The sequence below is a fragment of the Paenibacillus sp. FSL W7-1088 genome (assembly GCF_037969855.1).
Lineage (GTDB): Bacteria > Bacillota > Bacilli > Paenibacillales > Paenibacillaceae > Paenibacillus.
Genome location: NZ_CP150216.1, coordinates 3,702,465 through 3,726,721 on the forward strand (window position 1 = coordinate 3,702,465; position 24,257 = coordinate 3,726,721).

General features: G+C 43.1%; 16 protein-coding genes. 5 read left to right on the plus strand and 11 right to left on the minus strand.

Going from position 1 to position 24,257, the window contains the following annotated elements:
* Positions 1 to 12: 12 nt before the first annotated feature.
* From MKY42_RS16715 to MKY42_RS16740, 6 genes are all read right to left on the minus strand, one after another.
* Positions 13 to 882, minus strand: coding sequence for a carbohydrate ABC transporter permease (locus MKY42_RS16715; RefSeq protein WP_064637919.1), 870 nt, complete (start codon positions 880 to 882; stop codon positions 13 to 15).
* Between the two features lie 5 nt (positions 883 to 887).
* On the minus strand, positions 888 to 1,841 hold the full coding sequence (locus MKY42_RS16720; RefSeq protein ID WP_064637917.1) for a sugar ABC transporter permease: 954 nt from the start codon (positions 1,839 to 1,841) through the stop codon (positions 888 to 890).
* Entirely contained in the window at positions 1,831 to 4,686 is a 2,856-nt protein-coding gene (locus MKY42_RS16725) for an extracellular solute-binding protein (RefSeq protein WP_339852946.1), read from the minus strand. Before MKY42_RS16725 ends, MKY42_RS16720 begins: the two co-directional genes overlap by 11 nt.
* A gap of 162 nt (positions 4,687 to 4,848) precedes the next feature.
* A complete protein-coding gene (locus tag MKY42_RS16730; RefSeq protein WP_064637913.1) occupies positions 4,849 to 6,261 on the minus strand; it encodes an extracellular solute-binding protein in 1,413 nt (470 codons plus the stop codon).
* A 476-nt stretch (positions 6,262 to 6,737) separates the two neighbouring features.
* Positions 6,738 to 9,653 (minus strand): glycoside hydrolase family 3 protein, encoded by a 2,916-nt coding sequence (locus tag MKY42_RS16735; RefSeq protein ID WP_064637911.1) that lies wholly within the window; start codon positions 9,651 to 9,653, stop codon positions 6,738 to 6,740.
* A gap of 21 nt (positions 9,654 to 9,674) precedes the next feature.
* Positions 9,675 to 11,192 (minus strand): glycoside hydrolase family 43 protein, encoded by a 1,518-nt coding sequence (locus MKY42_RS16740; RefSeq protein WP_064640838.1) that lies wholly within the window; start codon positions 11,190 to 11,192, stop codon positions 9,675 to 9,677.
* A gap of 462 nt (positions 11,193 to 11,654) precedes the next feature.
* On the opposite strand from MKY42_RS16740, the gene MKY42_RS16745 reads away from it, so the two are divergent.
* Positions 11,655 to 12,527: a helix-turn-helix domain-containing protein gene (locus MKY42_RS16745; RefSeq protein WP_064637909.1), complete on the plus strand. Its 873-nt coding sequence runs from the start codon at positions 11,655 to 11,657 to the stop codon at positions 12,525 to 12,527.
* Positions 12,528 to 12,704: 177 nt separating this feature from the next.
* Complete coding sequence (locus MKY42_RS16750) at positions 12,705 to 13,223, plus strand: family 43 glycosylhydrolase (protein ID WP_064637907.1); 519 nt, start codon at positions 12,705 to 12,707, stop codon at positions 13,221 to 13,223.
* A 381-nt stretch (positions 13,224 to 13,604) separates the two neighbouring features.
* On the opposite strand, the gene MKY42_RS16755 is transcribed toward MKY42_RS16750, so the two are convergent.
* A complete protein-coding gene (locus MKY42_RS16755) occupies positions 13,605 to 14,192 on the minus strand; it encodes a hypothetical protein (RefSeq protein WP_339843414.1) in 588 nt (195 codons plus the stop codon).
* A 142-nt stretch (positions 14,193 to 14,334) separates the two neighbouring features.
* Here MKY42_RS16755 and MKY42_RS16760 point away from each other — a divergent pair, with 142 nt between their 5' ends.
* Both MKY42_RS16760 and MKY42_RS16765 read left to right on the plus strand, forming a co-directional pair.
* A complete protein-coding gene (locus MKY42_RS16760; RefSeq protein WP_179264699.1) occupies positions 14,335 to 15,129 on the plus strand; it encodes an AraC family transcriptional regulator in 795 nt (264 codons plus the stop codon).
* Between the two features lie 144 nt (positions 15,130 to 15,273).
* On the plus strand, positions 15,274 to 15,660 hold the full coding sequence (locus MKY42_RS16765; protein ID WP_339843417.1) for a MerR family transcriptional regulator: 387 nt from the start codon (positions 15,274 to 15,276) through the stop codon (positions 15,658 to 15,660).
* Positions 15,661 to 15,957: 297 nt separating this feature from the next.
* Here the strand turns inward: MKY42_RS16765 and MKY42_RS16770 are convergent, their stop codons facing one another.
* The 4 genes from MKY42_RS16770 to MKY42_RS16785 form a co-directional block, all read right to left on the minus strand.
* Positions 15,958 to 16,716 carry a glucose 1-dehydrogenase gene (locus tag MKY42_RS16770; RefSeq protein WP_179265879.1) on the minus strand — a complete coding sequence of 253 codons (759 nt, stop codon included), beginning with the start codon at positions 16,714 to 16,716 and terminating at the stop codon, positions 15,958 to 15,960.
* Positions 16,717 to 17,105: 389 nt separating this feature from the next.
* Complete coding sequence (locus tag MKY42_RS16775) at positions 17,106 to 18,338, minus strand: cytochrome P450 (RefSeq protein WP_257031402.1); 1,233 nt, start codon at positions 18,336 to 18,338, stop codon at positions 17,106 to 17,108.
* 119 nt (positions 18,339 to 18,457) lie between these two features.
* Positions 18,458 to 19,885, minus strand: coding sequence for a glycoside-pentoside-hexuronide (GPH):cation symporter (locus MKY42_RS16780; RefSeq protein WP_339843422.1), 1,428 nt, complete (start codon positions 19,883 to 19,885; stop codon positions 18,458 to 18,460).
* Positions 19,886 to 20,116: 231 nt separating this feature from the next.
* Entirely contained in the window at positions 20,117 to 22,846 is a 2,730-nt protein-coding gene (locus MKY42_RS16785; protein ID WP_339843424.1) for a glycoside hydrolase family 78 protein, read from the minus strand.
* A 153-nt stretch (positions 22,847 to 22,999) separates the two neighbouring features.
* Between MKY42_RS16785 and MKY42_RS16790 the strand changes: the two genes are divergently transcribed.
* On the plus strand, positions 23,000 to 24,223 hold the full coding sequence (locus MKY42_RS16790) for a helix-turn-helix domain-containing protein (protein ID WP_179264695.1): 1,224 nt from the start codon (positions 23,000 to 23,002) through the stop codon (positions 24,221 to 24,223).
* Positions 24,224 to 24,257: the final 34 nt, after the last annotated feature.

Consider the following 24,257-nt stretch of genomic DNA (forward strand, 5'->3'; position numbering starts at 1 on the left):
TATTCATCCCTTCTACTCCTTCATCCCTGAGGTAGCCATCGTCTGCATGACGCTACTTTGTGAGATGATGAAGAGTGTAATTGGGACGATCATCAGGAGTAGCGCGACAGCCGCCCCCACCCCAGCGCGGGCAATCCCACCCTGCGAGATTTGTCCCAAAGCATAGTGAAGCGTTTTTAGATTTTCACTGTAAATGAAGTTCCCCCCATCACTGCCCCATAGCGCAGGAAATTGCAGAATCATAAGGGTAAGCCATGCAGGCTTAACATTAGGCATCACAATTTTCCAGTAAATTTGATATTCATTCGCTCCGTCGATCTTCGCCGCTTCCAGCAGAGCATCGGGAATTTGCTCAATGAACTGCTTCATAAGAAAGAGTCCGAGCGGAAAGGCAAGCGACGGAACGATGATGGAAGCATGAGTGTTAATCCAGCCTAACCATGACATAACGATGTAGTTGGGAATGGCGGTCACCTGTCCTGAGAACATTAAAGCCAATACCACAATTGAGAACAACACTTGAGAACCCGGAAAGCGGTATTTGGCTAGCGGGTAAGCTGCGGCAGAAGCAAGCAGGATATGTCCGGCAGTGCCAATAACTGTAATAAGCAACGTATTCGTAATATATCGCGATAGCGGGATCCAAGAATTGCCCATTAAGTTGAATAAATCACTAAAATTCTCGGTGGTCGGGTTGGTCACGAAAAACCGAGGAGGGAACAAAAACAGTTCGTTTAAGGGCTTAAACGCATTGCTTACTGCATAGATAAGTGGCAATGCCATAAAAGCGCCGAATACAGCAAGTAATGCAAAGAGTAAAACACTTACTGTCAGGGAACGGTTCAATTTCTTGGTCCGCCGGAAAAGCAGCATCGTTCTCATTCTGCTCACTCACCTACCTTTCTGAGCATCTTCTGGGTCAGTTTATTAGCACCGATCATCATACAGAAGAGAATGGTAGCAATAGCTGATGCATAACCCATTTCAAACCTGATCGATCCGAAGTCCATTAAGTGGGTCACAACAGTATGTCCTGCGTAGTTGACACTGGGAAACCCAGCAAGTGCGATGGAAACGTCTGCCACTGCAAAAGAAGCGGTAATCTGCATTACAGCACCGAATAATAATTGGGGCCTCATCGAGGGAAGAGTGATGAACCACAACTCTTGCCAGCGGTTTCGGATCCCGTCAATCGCACCGGCTTCAATCAGCGACCTATCCAACGTCTGTAACCCAGCGATAAATGCCAGAAAACTGGTCCCCAAACTAAGCCACAGTTGAACCACAATGATAATGGGTAGAATGTACTCCTCATTTGAAAGCCACTGAATTGGCTCAAGTATAAATCCGAATTTTTGCAAAAATCCATTCAAATAACCATAGCTATCACCCGAGAAAAAAATTAACCAGATAAAGTACACATTCCCAGAGATCGAAGGTGCATAGAACACCAGAGTCATGAGTGCACGTACTTTAGGTGACAACTCATTTATGATCCAAGCAAACAGGAAGCAGGCGATGTAGCTCACGGGTCCAGTGATTGCCGCAAATAAAAAAGTGTTTTTAAGAGCGATCATAAAGACATCATCATCTAGCAGTAGTCGGGCATAATTCTGCCAGCCTACGAATCTGGGCATTTCCAGCATGTTGAAATTAAAGAAACTAAGTCCTATAGAAATCACGACAGGAATGACTGTAAAAAGAAAGAAGATAATCATATAAGGACTCATTAGCAAATAGTAGTGCTTGTTCCGCTTTAACTCTTGCCATGTATGGGATAACCGGGAATGCCTGGCACGGTAGAGATTCGGTCTAGTTTGTTTATTCGTTTCAGTTTCCATTTTTCTCTGCCTCCATCGCATTCGGTAACCTGAATTCCTTCCGTTTCACATCGATTTCATCGTTTATATAAAGAATGTAATCCGATAATGCTTCACGCGGATTCTCATGTTCGTTTACCACTTTGCGGAACGCATTATCCAAATGTCTTCCTGTAAAATATCCTCCGGGAACCTGCGGTATCCCCCGAACCCATTCCCATTGGCTCTCCAGATTGCGATAATCTTTAATTGGCCAAGGCAGTTCCTCAAGTGCTTCGATATTGGCTGTTGGATAACGTGCCGCCTCACCCAGTAGTCCCTCCATTGCGCGTCCGAACATTACCTGTGAATCCTTGGAGGTCCACCATTTCATAAATGTCCATGCTGCATCTTTGTCCGCAGCGTTCTTCAGCATCATCACTCCAGTGGTGTGACTGGCTACTTCATGGCTAATGCTACCGTCAGCTTGCTCCGTGCCTGGTACCATGCTGAAGTCCCATAGACCTTTGATTTCCGGCGCCAGCACTGTCAGCATGTTATAGATTGAATAATCGGCAATACCTATCGGCATTTCTCCGGTTCGGAAACGGTTGGAAAAGTCCGCCTGCAAAGGGAACTTGTAGTTTGAATAGAACTGCGTCCATTTTTTAAATTGTTCCATGGAAATATCCGAATCCAATGCACTGTCTGCTCCCCCTTCACCGTAAAATTGCCCACCGTTCTGATAAAGCAGCATGGAGAAGGTAGCATTAGGCACGAGAGTTGCATTGTTTGTCGGATTTTCAATTGGCAGATAAAACTCCATATTATGCTTCTGGAGAACCGAAATCATATTGTAGACATCCTGCCATGTATTGGGCGGCGTCAATCCTAATTCATTCAGGATATCTTTGCGAAAAAAGAGCATAGGAAACGTCTGCTGCTCTGGAAGTGCATATAACCCTCCATTATATTCATATGGAGTTAGAGCACTATCCCTGAACCGAGTAACAATCTCATCATAGTCATCAAAGGCTGTCAGATCTGCAGCTGCCCCGCGCATGGCATAATTGACAGGCATATCTTCCCCAATCTGCATGGCAACATCAGGCCCTTCGCCAGAAAGTGTAGCCGGCAGAAGAATATTACCTGGAACTAATCTCAAGTTGACTGAGATTCCGGTTTCAGGCGTAAAGGTGTCGTCAATTAAGCCCTTCATGATCTGTGCCTGGTCCCGTCCGGTCGTAGTCCAGACTGTAACAGAACGATCAGCCTTCCCTGTATTCCCAATACTGTCATAATCCACTGTATAAGAAGAAATTAGCGAACCGACTTCGTGCTTGACTTTCTCCCACCATGTTGCGTTAGCTCTTGGTAACTTGACATCAGGTGAGGAAACGATCATGTAGTCCAGCGTAAGCGGCTGTTCCCGGATGGATAAAATCCAAGTGCCTAGTCCTCCAACATTCGTTTTGAAGGAAGAGAGGTGTCTGGCTACGGTTTCCGGCGCTTTTACCATTTCTTCCAATTGATGGACCATAGTATACAACACTGCAACTTTATCGCTACGCTCCCCTGTCGACTGTTCCAGATAATCGGCAACGCTTCTGATGGTATCTTCCTGCCGTTTAAAGACTTCGATCATGTCAGGAAGCCGTTTATCAAGTTGATAATCCCGGTAGGAATCCGGTGTATTCGACGTAATCATAATAATCTTACGATACATCTCATTTAACTCTAAGACGCTGGATTCAATAGTCTGTAACAACGGCGCAACTTCTCCAAGTGTAACGGTCATCCTGATCCGGTGTATCCCCGGTGTTAAATGAAATAAATACGGTTCTTCGCCGTTGCCGAGAATGTCCGTCTGCCAGCCCATGCTGAAGTTAAAAGGGATGTTCTTCATCTCCGCAAACGGATATTCCCCGTCAATCGTGATACTTCTCGTGGCATACACACCTCTAAGCTGATCTTGCTTACGTTTTAGCGCAAGCTGATATAAACCATCCTCTTTGGCATCAACTTCCCACTCAATCCATTGGCCTGGAAGTTTCCAGTTCACTCCGCCAATTGTGTTCATCCGGATCTTGGAAATATCATATGGAATTACAGTTGGACTGGAACGATCTGACAGAGGTGCAAGGGTAGGTGACGATTTACGCTTTGCGTCCTCTGCCTGAATCACTAGATTTTGATCATCAGCAATTTGGATACCTGCCGCTGCATACTCACTTTTCACCTCTTCATAAGTCTGCACAGGTTTTTCTTGGTAGAGCTCGATATAGTCGATGATCATTGGTTCCCTCAAAGATTCCAACGACAGTTTTTGAATACCTTTTCCAAAGAAGAAGGAGTAGGGCTCTTCGTAATAACCTTCACTGTCGTTAAAAGAGGTTAATACCCACTCTGGTTTTTCAATCTGTTTTGGCCGCAGATCATTTCCCCGGTCATCTCTTTGTATTTCCTGATCTTGATTGCCCCAAATCCGATCAAACGACAGGTTATCTGCACCTGTAAACGGCACGCTATCATTTATCGTTAATTTCCGCTCAATAGCCGAACTTTTGCCTGCGAGCGGGAAATAATGAATTCGAATGTTATATATCCCCGGATTGTGCACATTAAAATTCCAGCTTATACCCCCGCTGTCCGGCATGATTACCGCCTTGCCGTCCAACCCTTCGTACTGATCAACATTCTTGAATCCGTTACCGCTAACATCAATATAGTCTTCGCCTTCCACACGAATAATTTCCGCCGGATGCTGTTCGGAGGAGTAACGACTCAAGTAGCTATCGTAACTATTTTCGGTACCAGTTGATGTCACTGCTTCAAAACCGCCCATAGCTCGGACACGACCTTTGTCGCTCTCCCTTGAAGGAATCATGGTGATTGCAGACAAAAACAACAAGATAATACATACTATGATTGTCACTTTCTTTGGCTTGTTAAAGCTCAAGTCTTCTCCCCCTACCGCTAGAAGATAAATTCTAAGCAGTCCACCCGGCCTAGGAAAAGACCGTGTGGGCTGCTTGAGTGAACAGAATCATTATTTCTTATAGACTTCATCAATTGCTGCCTGGAACGGAACTTTATATTTTTCTACGACAGTTGATACAGAATTACCTGCACTGAGATCATCGGCAAAAGGATAATACGGAAGATTCGGGAACGAACTATGCTCGAGATAATATCTATCAACAGCTGAGATGATATTATCGATGTCTTTCACGTCTGTAAACATGCTCTCATACCAGCCTTGATCCGGGTAGTCATAGATAGATTCAATATCATTAATTTTTTCCAAGATGTATACGAGCTGCTCTGGATTCGCAACCGCCTTAGGAATTACAAACGGTGCAGGATTGCCTTCAGGTGTATGATATGCTGATGCCTGCGGGCCTTTCGGGAACGGGAGGAATCCGATATCTGCATCCTTCATATCAGTACTGAGTCCGCCCTTCTCGTACAGTCCCCCGTAGAACATCAGTGTATTGCCTTGACGGAAGAACTGCCCCGGCTCTGTCCAATCGCCCCCCTCAGTAGCCCTTGCCACCTTATCGGTTACAATTTGAGAGATGAATTTTAAAGACTCAACCGTCTTAGGATCATCAAGATTCTGTTTGTCCCCCTTAGTCAATCCCGTCTCGTTAGAAGCCAGTGCCGGCTCCAGCAAAGAGCCTCCGGCAAGTCCCCATGAATCCAATTTCCCGTCATTATTAGTGTCCTTATTTGCTTCTTTTGCTACCTGGATAAAAGTATCCCAAGTCCAGTTACCTTCGTCGACATATTCCTGGAGAGGCTTCATTCCAAGCTTGTTCATCAGTGTACGATTATAGAAGATTCCATTGGCACCAGCAGCTACACCCGCAAAGCCGTATCCTCTACCGTTGTACAGCATGGCTTCGTTTGTGATTTTTTGATCAAAAACCTTAGCATTCTTGGTATACTCATCAACCGGCCACAGCAGATCTTGTTTCACCAACGTAGGGATAGTATAGGATTTGCTCGCCATCACAATATCACCGATAGGTTCGCCGGACAAAAGAGATGCAGTGACTTTTTTCTGATATTCAGCGAAATCGATGGCTACATACTCCATTTTGAAGTTATGTTTCTTCTCTAATTCCGCTAAGTTTTTCTTCTTTTGAATATTGTCCGGATTATCCTCTGGAATAGTCATATCCCACCAAGCTACGACCTTCACAGACTTGCCACCCAAATCAAAATCCATCTCCGGTGTGGCCTGATCATTACTCCCAGAAGTATCCGTTTCTTTTTGGCTATTATTAGCAGTTGCATTATTAGTAGGCGCTTGTGTCGCTGTTTCATTGTTAGGTGTGTTATTAGTAGCATTAGTGCCACCATTAACATTTCCACTTGTGTTACCGCCGGAACATGCGCTTAATGTAAAAACAACCAGCAAACTCTGTAGTAGAATTAGTGTTTTTTTGATTTTCACTTAATATCCCCCTAGATATATTTTAGGTGTAAGCGATTTCAACAAGAGTTTCTAATATACTTAGCAGTACCGGTACATAGTAAACTTTGTTTGCATCAATACTGTCTCCTCTTCTCTCTCCGTCACTTCACCTCCGTGTGAATTTTTACCGAAGTTCCGATCCTTTTCAGATCACTATTTCAATAAATCAAGTATGCTTTTTTGAAAGCGTGATCAATATATAGCGATAAGTACTTAGTTGTATTATATTGATTGTTTCCGCTTTCATTTTTAAATTTTACAGTACAAAATGACTCAAAACCTTAAAAATCGCGCCAAATAATAGCACAAAATAGACCTCTTAAAAATTTAGTTATATTATTTCTTCTCTTTGATGCAAACATATTCCATTTGCCGTATCTCACGCAGATACTGCTACACGATGCAAAGCCCCGCAAACTTCTGCGGGGCTTTTATTTACCAAATGAATCCTCTGTTCAATTCATTAAACGGAACCAGCTAAGTGCTACTGGCCCTTGCAGAATAAAGTATATATCATGGCGACCGGTAGCCCCATTTAGAGCAAAGGTGTAGCTTCGCCAGTTTCGAGTTCCTTCGGCGAGAATGACATATCTACCGGCAAGTACACCATCCTGACCATCGAGTCTGATTTCCACAATCCCTTCTTCTGAAGCCGCTGCTCTCATTTCTGCCGCAAAAACTCCTTCTTTTAGTTCTACATCTTTGAAAGCTATCCATCCTGCTGTACCGCTTACGACAGCTGCACTACCGCCCTCAGTACATTCACCAAGGTAAATACCATCATAACCATCGTAATTGGTTGCCCGTGTCAATTGTGTCAAATCACGAGGCGGAATTATTTCACCATCAACCATAATAGAGCCTTCCAGACGCAAATCCGCTGAACTGGAGCCAAGCAATATAGAGTAAACGCCGCTTTCGGTACAGAACTGCTCACGCGTCACATCCCAGAACGAAAGCGAATCTGTCGGTAGATGGAATGTTACTTCCGCTGTCTCGCCTGGTGCAAGCAATATCTTCTGGAAATCTGCCAGCTGAAGAAGAGGGCGTTTCACCCGGGAACTCCCCGACTTCACGTAGAGCTGTACCACTTCCTCACCTAAATATTTGCTTGTATTGGTGATGCTGCAGGTTATATCCACAGTTGAATCTTTTTCTGCCTTAATCCGATCTGTAGAAAGCCGAAGATTCTCATACTGGAAATTACTATAAGAAAGACCGTGGCCGAACGGATACAGCGGCGTGCCTTCAAAATACTGATACGTTCGTCCTCCCTGAATGATATCGTAATCCATGAAAGGTGGTAACTGATCAACTGACTTATACCAAGTCATATTTAATCGGCCGGAGGGATTGATGGCTCCAAACAGTGCATCAGCAACACCATTTCCAAGTTCTTGACCAGCATGGGAAGTGTAAAGAATGGCCGGAACCTTATCTTGTATCCAATTGAAGGAGAATGGATAACTACCTACAACCACTACTATGGTATTTGGATTGGCTTCAAACACCTTTTGCACTAGTTTTTCTTGATATTCTGGTAGTGAAATATCTGGACGATCTGTTGTCTCTTTACCATTAATTAGTGGGTGGTTACCGACAAATACAATTGCTGTATCTGCATCACGCGCTGCTTCAGCGGCTTCCTCAATACCGTTTGTTACATATTTAAGCGCAAACTTCTCAGCAGTAGACCCAGGAGAAACCTGCCTGATTTCAGCAGAGCCGCCCACGTTAATGGCATTCGCGGTTTCAGCAGCTTGTCCATCTCCGACAAGAAGTGTTCCGTTCTTATCCCCAATAGTCACCGGCATCCCGTTCCAGGTTTTAATAGTTGTTAAGTTATCTTCAGAAGTAAACTTTTGAAGCTTAAACTCTTCCTTCGTAAACCAATCCCAAATCCGACCAGAAGAAGCCTGTATAGTTTTATCATCTGTACTCAGGTAACGTCCATTCCGCTCCGCTATGATTGTATGGCTATCCCAGCCCCAATCGGTTGCCTCAAATACGTCGCCTTCCTTTGCCGAGTTTGCATCGGCTACGAGTGTTGCTTTGTCATCATCACCTAAGCGAACATATTTTCCGCTGCTTACTGCCTTCAGCTGTATGCGGTCAGTACCTCGGGTGAATAACGCTTCGCCGTTGTTCCCTGCTTCCGCCAACCGATCGCGAATACCCTTCAGTGGGGACACGGTATACGGCATAGTACCGCTATACCAATCACTGTACACGATATCAGCCAATGGACCAATTACTGCAACTTTGTTCAACTTGTCCACTTGAAGAGGCAGTATATTATCCTCATTTTTCAACAGTACTATTGCCTTTTGTACAGCTTCAAGTGCAAGTTCGGCATGCCCAGTCCCAAGAATTGCTGTTTCGTCAATGCCTGCGTACGGATTCCGATCAGCCGGGTCGAACTCCCCAAGCCGGAAACGGACTCGGAAGGTATTACGCAACGCGATATCGAGATCGTTCTCACTAAGCAGCCCTTCCGCAAGCGCCGTACGGATAGCCGCAGTTACCACGCCGGCCTCATCAGTAATGCTGTCAATACCGCCTTCACGGATAGAACGGGCTACCGCTTCCTGTAAAGATTCTATATAGTGATGATCTCTGACTGTTCCGGTTACGTCAAATGCATCGCTGACCACGAACCCGTCCATTCCCCACTCACGTTTAACGATATCGATTACGCTATTGCTGAGATTCGCTGGTACGCCATTAATCGCATTGTATGCAGTCATCATAGACTTGGCGCCACCTTCTTTGAATGGAATCTCGAATGCCTTCAAATAATATTCACGTAGATTACGCGGGTCGAGACTGATAGAGGTCTCTCCCCTACCCACCTCATTGTTGTTAGCAATAAAATGCTTCAATGTCGCAACCGCCTTCAAATAAAACGGGTGCTCACCTTGAATGCCCTGCGTTAGCGCTGCAGTTAATTTGCCAGCAAGTACTGGATCTTCTCCATAGGCTTCTTCCGTCCGGCCCCAGCGCGGATCACGCTCCATATCCACCGTCGGCGCCCATAAAGTCAAGCCGTTATGGGTTGAGTTTTGCTTATAGAATCCTCTCGCCTCTTCACCAATTGCATTTCCAATACGCTTTAGTAGTTTCTTATCCCAGGTACACGCCAGACCAATAGGTTGCGGATAGGTTGTCGCTTCACCCAGCCAAGCCATGCCGTGTGCAGCTTCTGTACCATGCTTATATGCTTGAATTCCAAGTCTTTCGACTGCAATCTGATATTGAGGCATGAGATCTATTTTTTCATCCAGAGTAAGACGTCCAATTAAATCATTCACTCGCTCTTCAAGCGGCAGATCAGGATTCCAGTAGGGGGAAGACGTTTCTTCTATTGCCATTTCAAACACACTCCAATCCTATTAATAAGCTTGATAATCAAACCAGTCAAAATGAGCAGGGGAGAGAGAATGTGCCCCGTTCCCTGTTGCGTACATAGCGATAAACACACCTGTAAATCCACCAGCCACTTCCGTAGACAGCAGTCCACACTCTCCGCTGCCGAATACAACTGGTTCCTCGTTATCTTGTGAAAATTCAAAAACATAATGTGTTTTGTCAGCACGGACTGTGAGAATAACTGTATCAGAAAACCATGGAATTTCGTTCTCTATCTTCCAAAGCGTACCCAATCTTCTCCGGAAGATAAGCTTTCGTTCGCCCTCAGTGCGCAACAACGCAAGCTCATAATGAAAACGTTCATTCATAAATACAGTAAGACCTGCTTCTTCACCGTCTTGCTGCGGCTCAAACGTCAGATGTGCAGCAAACCGTGCAGCAAAATGTTGCTGTCTTCTACCGATAAATGCCGGTGAATCTGCTTCATTCAACGTAACAGGGGAGCCGTGAAGCGTTAGGCAACCTTTATTTTCTGATAGCGACCAATTCTCCTGATCTGGTGTACGTAAAAATGTCCAGTATGGAGCCAGCAACTCGTCATCAAAATCATCGCGTACCGTAATCATTGATTCTGACAGTTGTTGTTGCGGAAGGTTTATTACCGTCATTCTATCGCTGATAGTCCCATTGTCGCCAATCATCGGATAACCCTCTGACGTCCAGCTTACCGGTGCCAGGAACGTTTCACGACCAAGGTGATGGTGCATCGGGTAGCCAATCGGTCTGATCCCCAGGAATACCGCCCACCAGGCGCCGTCTGGTGACTGTACCAGGTCTGCATGTCCAGTTGCGTGGACAGGCTTAAGCAAACTTCTATGGGACAAGATCGGATTATGGGGGCAACCCTCGAATGGTCCCTGCGGACTCTTACTCCGCGCTACTGTGACCATATGTCCGTATTCAGTACCGCCTTCAGAAATCATTAGATAATACCAGCTGCCGACCCGGTAGAGATGTGGGCCTTCCGGATATTGCCCTCCGCTTCCCTTCCATATCAATTTCACTTCCGATAGGCGCTCTCCTGATTTTATATCAATACGACTCTGGTATGCTCCCTGACCATTGGCGTCATAAGAGGTCGTGTAATAAACTGTGCCATCCTCATCGAAGAATAGATCAGGATCAATCCCCAACTGATCGACATAAACAGGATCAGACCACTCCCCCCACGGATCATCAGTGTACACATAAAAGTTGCCACCGCCGGATACGTTTGTAGTAGTCATGTAAAATGTCCCTTTGTGATGCCGGATAGTTGGAGCATAAATTCCACCCGAGCTTCTCACTTTTGTGAGATTCAATTGTTCTACCCTTGTTAAAACATGGCCAATCTGCTCCCAGTTTACCAAGTCTTTGCTATGAAACAGCGGTACTCCTGGAAAATATTCAAACGAACTTGTAACAAGAAAATAGTCATCCCCTACCCGGCAGATACTGGGGTCTGGATGAAATCCACTGATAATAGGATTGCAATAATTAATTTGTGTATTAACCGACAAAACTGAATCACTCCTTATAAAAATTATTCAGTTCGTATTATAATTCAATTCAATGTCCTTTTTCCTTGACTTTCCGGCCTGAAAGTAGCATTTTCAGGACATTATTTCTCGCTGTAGACAGACTACAAGACTTCAATTAAATTATCTATGCAAATGATAGAGAGAAGACTATATCAGCTTTACATTATCTTTTATCCATCATGTAAAAGAAATAAATGAACTAGGCTTCTTCGATTTTCAAGATCCTAATTTTGGCGTTTAGTAGAATTAAAGCCCCTATAAGTTTTCCAGACATGCTCGGAATCAAAGTTTTTCCCACTAACGAAGGATATCTATTTATTGGATTAAGTATTTTTTTTACTTCTACTTCGGATAAAGACTTGATTATCAGATTATTAACAGCATAATATAGACTAAAATCCCATAAGATTGGAGGGTTTCAAATTGAGTGATGTATATTTAAACTGGTTTACAACAGACGAAAAGTTCCCCTTCTTTATTCAATACGGAGGGCATGAGGAAGAAATGTCGCTACATCAACATGTCGATTTCTCCGAACTTGTCATTGTCCTGAAAGGTCATGCTACACATGTTGTTAATAATGAAGAAACTTTTATTAAGAAAGGAGATGCTTTTGTCCTGAATGGCGGTACTCAGCATGCGTATAAAGCCCCTCAAGATTTCAAAATATGCAATGTGATGTATAAACAAGAAATGTTAAACACGGCCGGTTCTGACTTACGCTCCTTAAACGGTTATCAGGCACTTTTTATTTTGGAGCCATTCTATCGGAATAATAATTCATATAAAAGTAAGTTGAACATGTCCATTGCGAGTTTAGAATATGTCTCAGCAGTGGTTTCCACCATGGTGACAGAATATGAACTCAAACAACCTGGCCATCAAACGATGCTCGTTTCCCGATTTATGGAACTTGTCGTGTTCTTATCTAGACAGTACGATCATCAGGAAAAAGGCTTTGCTAACAGTCTAATGCATCTCGCCAGTGCCATTTCATATATTGAGGATCACTTTCTTGAACAAGTAACTTTGGAAGAAATAGCTGCTCGTTCGGGGATTTCTGTCCGACATCTTAATCGGATCTTTCAGTCTTATTATCAAACCACTCCAATCGCTTACCTTCAGCGACTCCGGCTAGAACGAGCTTGTACACTGTTGAAGCAAACTAACCTTACAATCACCGAGATCTCTTATGAGTGTGGCTTTAACGACAGCAACTACCTCACCCGTCAGTTTAAAAGAATACATGGAATGACTCCGAGGACATTTCGTAAACATAAATCTACGATGCAATAATAAAAAATTTAGCGGCTCAATAGTGCTAATCTCGGTCTCAATAATTAAGGAACGGTTCATGCTCTTCCTATAAAATATTTATTGTTAACTATATGCTCCGGATGTTGTTGAAAAGGATAGAAAATATTATCTTTATGCATACATTCATGGTTCTAAGGGTTGTGTCGCTGTTCGTTTATGGCCGAAATCAACAACGAAAATATGATAGAAGTTTTACAAAATACATTTATTGATGACATTTTGCCCACTGAAGAACCATTCTCTTTTTTTGAAGCTTGTTCACCTCGTAAAATAGGAGATACGTATTATTTAATTTATTCTCCGAGAGTTGGCAGTAGGATTGATTATGCTACTAGCGAGTCACCCACTGGCCCTTTTAAATACCGAGGCACAATTATAGACAATGCCATTGAATACCCTGGTGGAAATAATCACGGCTCAATTTGTAAAATCAAAGATCAATGGTATATCTTTTACCATAGAATGACCAATAATACTGTGTTTTCTAGACGAGGCTGCGTTGAACGCATAGAAATCTTGGCGGACGGAACTATACCTCTAGTTGAGATGACCTCTCAAGGCTTTGAGCAATCCCTTCTTCATTATCATTGCATTCCAGCAGATCTGGCTTGCGTGCTTACTGAAGGTTGCTACATCACCGAACGAAACGTCACATGTGAGGAGATGGAAAAATAAATGAACCAAAAGACACATCCAGCAGCCTCTTCACTTCTTTGCTAAAGTGCTTTTACAAGTTTGTTTTATCTAATTCAAATGAGATCACTGTTTTAATTGAAGTACTTCCGATCATTGAAGCTGGTTTCTTTGACTAAAAACAGCATTCAGTGTTTCTGTCACCCAAAAGAGACACAACACTTCTACTCAGATCTTCATTTAAATTGAAATGCGAAAACTGTCCTGCATAATGCTGCTTATTGAGGTTTTAATTACATTGCTTTTCATTTATATATCCATCTAATCGGTAATCGGACTATGTTCTTGTCCTTGGCTCGGGACACGAACTTGTACCAATAAAATAAAAAAGCCGCTTAAATAGCGACTTCAATGGGAATATGTTCATGTCCCTCGACAATATAGTAACGGTTCATAGATATATCCCTCCTGAATATTTCTAAAAAACCTCCTATTGCCTTCCGGATCAGCGAATAAGGCTTGCATCTGTTGCTTCTCTTCATCTGTAATTCGTGATAACGATCCGTTAGACAGGCTCCAATTTTGCTTCAGACTCACAAGCGAATACTGCACGCCATCAAGCCCCATCGTTGCAATATAACCTAGCTGGGAATTCAGTTCGCGATATGCTTCATAATCTTGCCCGCTTAATGGACTGTTAATGACCTTACGAAACGATGGCGTCGTACTGTACGTGGCAAAAGCATATTCAATGGTTTGAATTTTTTGTTCCAGTGTATTTCTCACCTGCAGAATTAAGCTTTGGTGCCCCTCGCTTACACGCTCTATTACCGATTTTGTAGTTGAAACATAGATATAACTCCCAAAACCTACAACGAGTCCAATGCTAAGGAGTAGGATCGAGACAAAGATATTCGTAAACGTTTTACTCTTTCGCATGTCCTGCTCCTCCATCTGTTTGAATTGGTACATCTTGAGTCCATTTGTCATGAAACCCTTCACGGCAGTCATGTAATCGCTTGCATTTTGCCGTACTATAAAAATTATGAGCCGTTGTAGATCTCGTCACACTAGAGTTTATCATGGCAATGAACAAGAATATAGACATAAAGAATATAAAACTAGCCAAAAATTGCACTGGAGGTTAAGACGGATGTTACCTTTTTATGAGATTCGTAAGGATGAATTATCGGTTATCTGGAATTTGAAGGAGATTTCTTTCCCTCCACATATGCATGGATATCTTGAAATTCTATATGTCATTTCAGGGTCTCAACGGATTGAAGTGAATGATCAAACGTATGATTTGCACGAAGGTGACGCAGCAATGATATTCCCTGATATGGTTCACCGTTACGAAACAACTGGGAATTCCTATACGAGGGAGGTGTTAATTATTATCCATCCCAAGCTCTTAGGCGGTCTGTTTCCTGATCTGACTCGCTTCCATCCTAAGAATCCAACTATTACTAAACCATATGTTCATGAAGACGTTGCAATTGCATTTGAGAAAGTGAAACGGGATGATGATTATGCCATTAAGCTTGGTTGGATTCACATCATCATCGCGCATCTATTGCGCAAAATTGAATTTGAACAAGTACAGCAACTCCCCGTGCAGGATTTATCCAAGAAGCTGATGGAATACTTAGCAACACATTTCACCGAGCCCATCACCCTAGACACACTTGCCTCCGAGTTTAACGTAAGTAAATATTATATTTCTCGCATCTTCTCCAAGCGATTCAAGATGAATCTACGAAACTATCTATCGATGCTTCGGGTTGAGTATGCTTCCATGCTAATTCGTACCACAGATGCGTCTCTAACAACGGTGTGGATGAATGCAGGATTCGATAGCCAGCGTACGTTCAATCGGGTGTTCCAGGCTATTTACGGCATGACACCACGAGATTTTAAGAACAATGTGAGTAACTATCTAAAATGAGGATTCTATGCTTTAAAACTTCATAACATCAGCATGCATAAGTCATTTCGTTGTCGTTTATATTTTACCGCTGACTGTGATCAGTCTTTGATTTGGCATATAACACGTTACTAGTGTGCAATTCACTTCAAGTTAACTTTAACTATGAAAGGATCGTTTGGCATGTACAGTATTAGTGAAGTTGAGAAAATTACAGGTTTACGTCGCTCCACCCTGCGCTATTATGAACAAGAAGACAGCTTACCTCATGTGGAACGTAATGCTTCAGGTAGAAGAGAATATTCGAACGAAGTCCTAGAGTGGCTGGAGTTGGTTATCGCTTTGAAAGATACGGATATGTCTATTGAGGATATTGAGGTTTACACAGAACTGATTCGACAAGGAGATCCTCCTCTCGATGCCAGAAAACAATTTTTGCTCATGCACAAAGCTAAGGAACGTGCAGTGGCACAGACACAATTCCGTCTGGAGAAAATTATATGCAAAAACGCCTATCCGGAAATAGGAACATGTTCTTGTCCATTTCGGTAATCGGTACAAGTTCTTGTCCTTGGCTCGGGACAAGAACTTGTACCGATAAATTAAAAAAGCCGCTAAAATAGCGACTTCAATAGGAATATGTTCTTGTCCCTCGACAGTTATCACATGGACTATGTTCTTGTCCTCAGCTTTTCCTTAAAACAAAAAAGTCGCTATAATAGCGACTTTGAACGTCCCGCGACATCTCATTAATTGACAATGTCGCTCCTCTATATCTAGAGTTATGCGTAATTAAAAAACGTTGATGATTATATACTTTATTTCATCTAATAAAATTTCTTCAAACCATTAAAGTGTGATGCCACCATCTGCGAGGATGATTGATCCTGTCATATAACTGGAATAATCAGATGCAAGAAACGCAACGATCTGGGCGAGTTCTTCTGGCTCTGCATAACGCCCGATCCGCATACTCGGAAACTCTTCAGGCACATAGCCACTCTCCTGCAACGATTGGGGAACCGCAGCCGTCAATGTTGTAGCTACACCTCCTGGACAGATAGCATTGATGCGAATACCTTTGCGTACATATTCAATGGCCGCCGCTTTGGTCAATCCCGCAACCGCATGTTTGCTAGCCGTGTATGCAGCCAGACTGTGTTCAGCACGAATAGCCGTAGTGGACGCCGTATTAATGATATGACCGTATCCCTGTTTATCCATAACCTGCAAGGCATATTTCATGCCTAAAAAGATCCCTTTCACATTCACATCCATGATCCGTGTATATTCTTCCTCGGAGATATCCTGAAAACGTTGGAATTTCTGGAGTATGCCCACGTTGTTGAATGCCACATCAATTTTTCCATAGGCTTCTACTGCTTTTTGAATATAGTTTTGAACATCGCTCTCTTTGGATACGTCAGCCTGTACAAATGTAGCTTCGCCGCCATTTTCGCGAACCAGTGCTAACGTTTCTCCCCCTGTCTGCTCATTGAAATCAACCAGTACAAGCTTCGCTCCGCGAGATCCCATCATCACCGCGCTGGCTCTTCCAATCCCACTGCCAGCTCCCGTAACAATGATCACTTTACCTTCCAGAGAAATACCTTCTTTATTTCCTGTCGGTGCACCAATTTCTTGCTTCTGGACTGTTGCTTCAAACGCAATGGTTGCCAGTTCCTGCTTCAAAATCTGAAGTGTAGGTAAAGGAATATCTACCTGAGGCAATGCAGCTAGTTGATCCAACGTAAAGTTAGTGGCCATCTTGAACGTTGGTTCTTTCACGAATTCCGGCAAATGCTTTTCCAGTACAGCAAACGATTCTGCGTTGTTCAACAATTCACCAATTCGGATATTCTCGTCATAACTCATTAGGTTCATCTCTCCAATATATTGATTAATTTTGGGTCAAATCTATCATTTCTATGTGTATCATCCATCAGGGCATTGTTTCTAAGCATTTGAATAGCTGAAATCAATCGCATGCGCGGAATTTAGTATACGACTGGAAAAGCTTTGAGCCCCCGGATGATCATACCTGGCCTCCACTCCAGCAGTTCCGCATCCGTATTTAACCGAATCTCCGGCAGCCGTTGAAGTAAAGCGTTGATCGCAATCTCGCCTTCAAGTCTCGCAAGTGGAGCTCCAAGACAATAATGAATTCCTTTACCAAAAGCAATGTGGTCATTGACTTTGCGAGTAATGTCAAACGTATCGGGGTTTTCATATCGACTGGAATCCCGATTCGCTGAGGATAAAGCGACCAGCATCATGTCTCCTTGGCGAATTTGTATTCCTTGAAAATCAACATTTTCTGCAGCCCATCGAACATTGCTAATTTCTGCCGGCCCGTTAAATCGCAGCACTTCCTCAACCGCCGCTTGAATCAGAGCCGGTTGCTCCATAAGTAGTTGCTTTTGCTGGGGATGTTCCAGCAACGCCAGCATGCCGTTCCCGATCAGATTTACTGTTGTTTCATGCCCCGCTATGATGAGTACGAACACGAGTGCATATAACTCCTGCTCTGTTAGTTTGTCACCTTCTTCCTCTATGCTGATGAGATCGCTGACGAGGTCCTGTTGAATATGATTACGACGATCCGTGATCAGTTCTTGTAAGTAATCCACAAAAGCCTTCATTACTTCATCGCTCTCCTGATTCATCTGCGGATTGCTGACACTCTCCATAATGGTGTTGGACCAGGCTCTGAATTTGTCTTGATCCTTCAGCGGAACGCCTAGCATTTCGCAAATAACGATAATGGGCAGTGGGAAGGCATAGTCCTCGATCAAATCAAACTCCCGAGTGTTTCCTGCCTGAATCTTGTCTAGTAATTCATCGCTTATTTCCACAATTCGTCCCCGCAGCCTCTCAATCATTCGGGGAGTAAATGCCTTCTGAATCAAGCGCCGCAGTCGACGATGATCTTCAGGACCAACACTGATCAGATTGCGTGAAATAATTACCTGATGTGGAGGAAGTGTCTCCTCCGTTTCATCATTCCTGTTATCGAGAACTCCGGTTACAAAGCGACCATCCTGCAAAATGTTGACGGCATCCTCATATCGGGTAACCATCCACGCAGCATGCCCACTTGGCAGTAATAGTCGATGGACAGGCTCTTCGGAACGCAGCTTTTCGTAGACTGGGAAAGGCTGCTGAATGAAAGAATGATCCATGAAATCTACTTTGGACTTGGAACGACCTTGATTTTCATTGGTAAACATCACATCACTCCTTAAAACGATAGTATTAATATCACTACAATATAAATACTATCATATCTAACGATTCACTTTCAAATAGGTTCATTTAATCCCAGTAATCCGCGATAACTTGCATCTTCCTAAGGATTCAAGCGTTCTTCCAGTTCTTTTACAATTTGAGGATACTTCTCATCCAAATCGTACTTGCGCAAGCAGAGATACGTAAGAACGAATATCACCAAAGGAAGATATACCGTCAGAACCAGGATGCTGGTAATCGCTGAATCCGCCTGTGTTACTAACGCTCCATCGTAGTTGCCCATGGCAAGAATCCAGCCGATCATCGCGGCAGCCAGGCCCGTACCAATTTTAACGCCAAAGCTGTTTGCACTATTGACCATCCCAACTAGGCGTTTACCTGTCTTCCATTCACCGTATTCCACGGTGTTGTTCACCAACACTCCGCCGACAGCCATCATTGGAATGGTTGCCAGTGTCGCGATACCGCCAAGTACTATAGCTGCAATAAAGTTATATGGCATAAAGCAACGAATAAGTGATGAAACGATGCCAGGAATCATGCCTATCCGTGCAGTTCTGGTAAGTCCGAATTTCTTGATCATGGGTCCCACCATAACAAATCCCAAAAAAACCGGGACTAATCCAACTGCCCCCATGATTCCGATCAGGTTCTCATTCCCGAGAATATACTTGGTGTAATAGATTCCTGTTGAACCATTAAGCGTATAGAGCATGTTGATCAATAACTGAGCAAACAGCATGATGACCCAGTATTTGTTCTGGAATAGGAGCTTAATGCTTTCCCAGAAAGGAATGTTATCGCTTTCAACAATACTTGCGCCAGCATTGTTTTCTTTGGATGCTAAGAAGGTCAGGATTAAGGAAATGAAAGATACAATACCCAGAACAACCGCAACGATAATCCATGCTTTTTGATCCCCACCAAGCATATTGGTTAATGGAATTAATGCGATAGCGATAATCATCCCGATAATATATCCAAAGATGGTTCGGGTAAGGCCCATTTTACCGCGTTCTTCTACACTTCTGGTACGGATCGCCATCAAGCTTCCGAAAGGGATCGCAATTCCCGTATACACAATAGCTGAAGCAAAGGCAACTGTAGCTAACGCATAGAAGGTTTTTACCGTTGATGATGCCTCGGCGGGCACTGTGAACAGTAATATGATAGATGCCATTGCGGGGAGAGCCATCCATAGAATCCAAGGTCTGGCCTTTCCATATTTGGATTTTGTCGCATCAACGATCCTACCCATCAGCAAGTCTGCTATTGCATTGATAAATTTGGTGATGAGCATAATCGTGCCCACTGTGGCAGCAGCAATCCCTACCTTGTCTGTATAAAAATAAGTTAACATCCCAATCAGTCCGCTGATGGAGTTTAAGGCAACTTGCGCTGCTCCGTCACCTAAGTAATGGTAAGGGCGCATTGTTTTCTGAATGCCTTGGGCATCAAGACCTAATGCCTTGGACTTCTTGCTTCCCTTTACAACTGATGGATTAAGGATTTCTCGTTCTGCTTTCATTGCTGTTCCCCCTTATTTCATTCGCTTCATGGTACCGCTTTCAAACATTATTTTAGTCCTCCTCAAGGGTTTAATATGGTAACTTCATTATTTTTTTAGTAAATTCGTATTGGTGCTTATCCCTTTTTTTAAGTGCTAATCTTTCGTTCTTCCATAACGAATTTCTGTAATACAAAATGGCGCTGCTCGTTTCCTGCAGCGCCTTCATAATCAACCCTTTCCCCTTCATACCTAAGATGCATTGAGCATTTGGATGACTCTTCTAAATAACTGTTCGGTCTCCTCTGGCGTATTGGCCAGCAATTCGCTTACAGATAAATCATAAGCATATTGGATCATCGGGTGATCCAGCATACCGGGAGCGTGCTCGTTTAACATTCGAACTGCTGTGGGCTCTTCCACAATCTCTTTGAGTGTCGAATCCATGGTAAACCGTTCTCTTTCGAGACTGATTTGCGTCGCATATTCGAAGCTGTAAGATCCGGAACCAACCTCTACAGGCACAGGTTTCTCAGGCAGTACAATAATTGCTGTTGTATTTGCTGGTATCGTTACATTTACAATAATTTTACCCGCCCTGCATGACCAAGAGCTTTTTATCTCTCCGTAGACCGAATCAAAAGCAGCATCTACCGAACTGATTCCTCGGATGAATTGAGGTTTTATCAGAATCTTCTTATAACCTGCCTCAATTGGATTAATTCCCGCGAGTTTTCTATACATCCATTCCCCAATGGATCCATAGGCGTAATGATTCAAGGAATTCATACCTGATGTATCGAAATCACCATTAGGCAGAATGGAATTCCACCGTTCCCATATCGTGGTAGCCCCTTTTTTTACAGCGTACAACCAAGATGGGAAATCCTCTTTCAGAAACAAGGTACCAGCAAGGTCATGCAGGTCATTGTCCGATAAGGCATGACACAGATATGGAGTACCAACAAATCCTGTCGTGAGATGGTTTTTATGTTTCGCTATATTGTTTTCAAGCGTCTTGCGAATCCGATCCTTGTATCTCTCCTCGGCAAGGTTGAAGTGTAGCGCTAACACGCAGGCCGTTTGAGTTTCGCTGACCAGTCTGCCAGTTGAAGAGATATATTCTGCATTGAAAGCCTGTTTGATCTGGCTATGCAATTCTTCGTAACGGACGGCATCTTCGGTTTTGTCCAGAAGCTTGGCTGTCTTTGCAACCAGTTCGGTCGAATACGCATAATAAGCGTTTGCTACCAGATAAACATCTGTAGCCCCTGTTCTATCGTTACTAATCTCCTCTTTGTCCAACCCTAACCAGTCCCCATATTGATAACCAGTCTGCCATAATCCATTCGCTCCACAACGTGCAGTAATATAATCAATCCACCCCTTCATGCTGTCATATTGTTCTCGCAGCAATCGAAGATCTCCATAGGTTTGGTACATGACCCAAGGGACAATAACAGCGGCATCGCTCCAGGCAGCAGCACCTTCCTGATTTCCAAGAATGTTAGGAATGACATGGGGAACCCCATATTCCTCCGTCTGCTCAGAGGCAAGGTCGCGCAGCCATTTCTTGAAGAAGGAAGCAACATTCATATTGAACGCAGCGGTCCCAACAAATACTTGTGCATCTCCTGTCCACCCTAGACGCTCGTCTCTTTGAGGGCAGTCCGTCGGTATATCCAGAAAGTTACCTCTTTGGCTCCACTGAATGTTGCTTTGCAATTGGTTCACCATCGCATTGGAGGTCACGAAACGGCCTGTTTCCTCCAGACTTGAATGCAGCACGCAAGCTGTGAATTGATCAAGCTGGATCTCATCTACCCCTTCAATGGCGATATACCGAAATCCATGGAAAGTGAAATGAGGACGGAAAATTTGATCTTTACCGTTACAGATCAATTGATCAATGGATACTGCCTGTCTTAACGTATCCGGATAGAAATTTCCTTCCTTATCAAGGACCTCAGCATGCCGTATGGTTATCGTTTGACCTTTCCGCCCTTTGGTTCGAAGTTCTACAAACCCAGTAAGGATTTGCCCGAAATCTATGACACATTCTCCTTTTGGGGTTGTAATCAACTGAAGTGCAGGGAGCCTTTTTGTGATTTTGACGGGTTCACTTTCCTGAGCAACAAGGCGATTTTTATCGAAAGAGGTTGTTTCCACATGAAAGGACTGACTTTCATGAAAACATGAATCATAAGTCTCGCCCATGTAAATTTCACTTGAACGGATGGGTCCGGTAGTCACCTGCCAGGTTTTGTCGGTTGCAATGATCTCTTTTGTTCCATCCGTATAGACAATATGGATTTCAGCAAGTGCAGCAACTCTATCCCCGTAATGGTTCGGAGTGCAGGTGAAACCAAATATGCCTTTATACCAGCCATTCCCCACCGTAATCTCTATTTTATTCTGGCTCTCTAGCATCCCGTCCAAACGGTAAGTCTGATACTGCAATCGCTCGTTGTAATTCGTCCATCCAGGTGCAAAGTAGTCTTCTCCTACTCTTGTCCCATTGATTGCAATTTCATAAACACCGAGGGAAGTGGTATAGATTCGGGCTTGCTGAATTTCCTTTTCGACAGAGAATTCTTTGTAGAAAACGGGTGGAGCACTTTCTTCGCTCGGGAATGGATGTGTAATCCAGTCTGCCTGAAAGTTGCTGCCATTCAGCAACCCGGTCTCAAAATGTCCTTCCATGACTGCGTGATTACCTTTGTTATCCCAAACTTCGACTTGAACCTGATACAAAGTCGAGGCCTGTAAACGAGGACCAGCATATTCCACTAAAACGGAGACGTCTTCATCCCTCTTTTCAGAATCCCAGATTTTCTGCAAATCTTGTGTGACACTTATTCGGTAAGCGGATTGCATTACGTCCTGTTCAGTAGAATCTAATTTCCATGAGAATCTTGGGTTTACTGTGTCCAGTCCAATCGGATTAAGCATGTATTCAATCCGTAAATCTTTTAATTCCATGAGATGACCACCTTTCAACATAGATCTCATACACCTAAATGTTAACGCTTACTAAAATATCATAAAGAATTTTCCTCATACAATATGGTAATATCATTGTAATTTTATAATTTTGATGTGATAAAATGATTGAAAAAAGGAGTCACACACAAAATGGACCTAAAACGTCAATGTAAACTTATTGCAGAACTTTTTGATATGTCCATCTTCTTTGTAAGCTCCACCGGAGAGGTTCAATTCGAACTGATGGGTAATCGAATACTTAATCCGCTGTATAAAAATGATAAACAATTCTTTTTTTCAGTGTTGGGGTTTGATCCATCCGTGTGTAAAGAAGATCCTTCAGTAGTAAGAACGATGTTTTTTGAGAACTACATTTTAATTCGTATTGGTAACGATTTGAACGATGAAGGCACCATCATTTTAGGACCTTCCCTTCCATTTAGCTTGATTGAACATAAAATAAATGGGCTTATCAATGACACACATCTCTTTGCCAACCGGGAACAAGTATATCATTATTATCAGTCTGTTCCTGTGATAACCCATGAGAGGCTAATCAACATCACGATCTTGGTTAATCAAATGTTTAATCACGAATTGATCGAAGCTGAGGATGTAGTACAGGACTATTTGCGCGGTATTCATATCAAGGAAAAAGAAATACAAAGTTCCATACATTCATCAAAAGGCTATGATGAGATGCTCCATCACAACCCGCTAAATGAAAAGAAATTGTTAACGATTGTTAAGGACGGTAAATTGGATATGCTCAAACACTTTACACAACTTGGTCGTGAAAATACAGGAGTCCTGTCCAAATCAAGTCATATCCGTTCTAAAAAGAATCTTGGCATCATCGGTATAGCTCTTGCAGCCAGAGCAGCAATTGACGGGGGTCTCTATTCGGAGATTGCTTTTTCAGTAAGTGATGTCTACATACAGCGCCTTGAGGATCTACGGACCGATAAAGAGATCGATCAATGCTGCTTGGAAGCATTTTTTTCGTTAACCGAGAAAGTCTCTCAGGTTAAAGAATCGCAGCATTCTAAAATCGTAACACTTTGCAAAAATTATATATATAACCACCGTTATTCCAAAATTACACACGAGGAAATTGCTGAACATGCTGGTATTAGCCCAAACTATCTGTCTGTACTATTTAAAAAAGAAGTTGGGGTTCCCGTGAATGAATATATTCAACAGATCAAAATTGAGGAAGCTAAACATATGATTCAATTTACGAGCACTCCACTTTCTGAAATCGGGTCTCTTTTAAGTTTTACGGATCAGAGTTATTTCACCAAAATCTTCAAAAAACACACAGGTAGAACCCCTAAGCAGTATCAACAAACGCATCATATGAGACAGGAATAAGCCCGACTGCGCCGGGCTTATTCTAATTATTCAT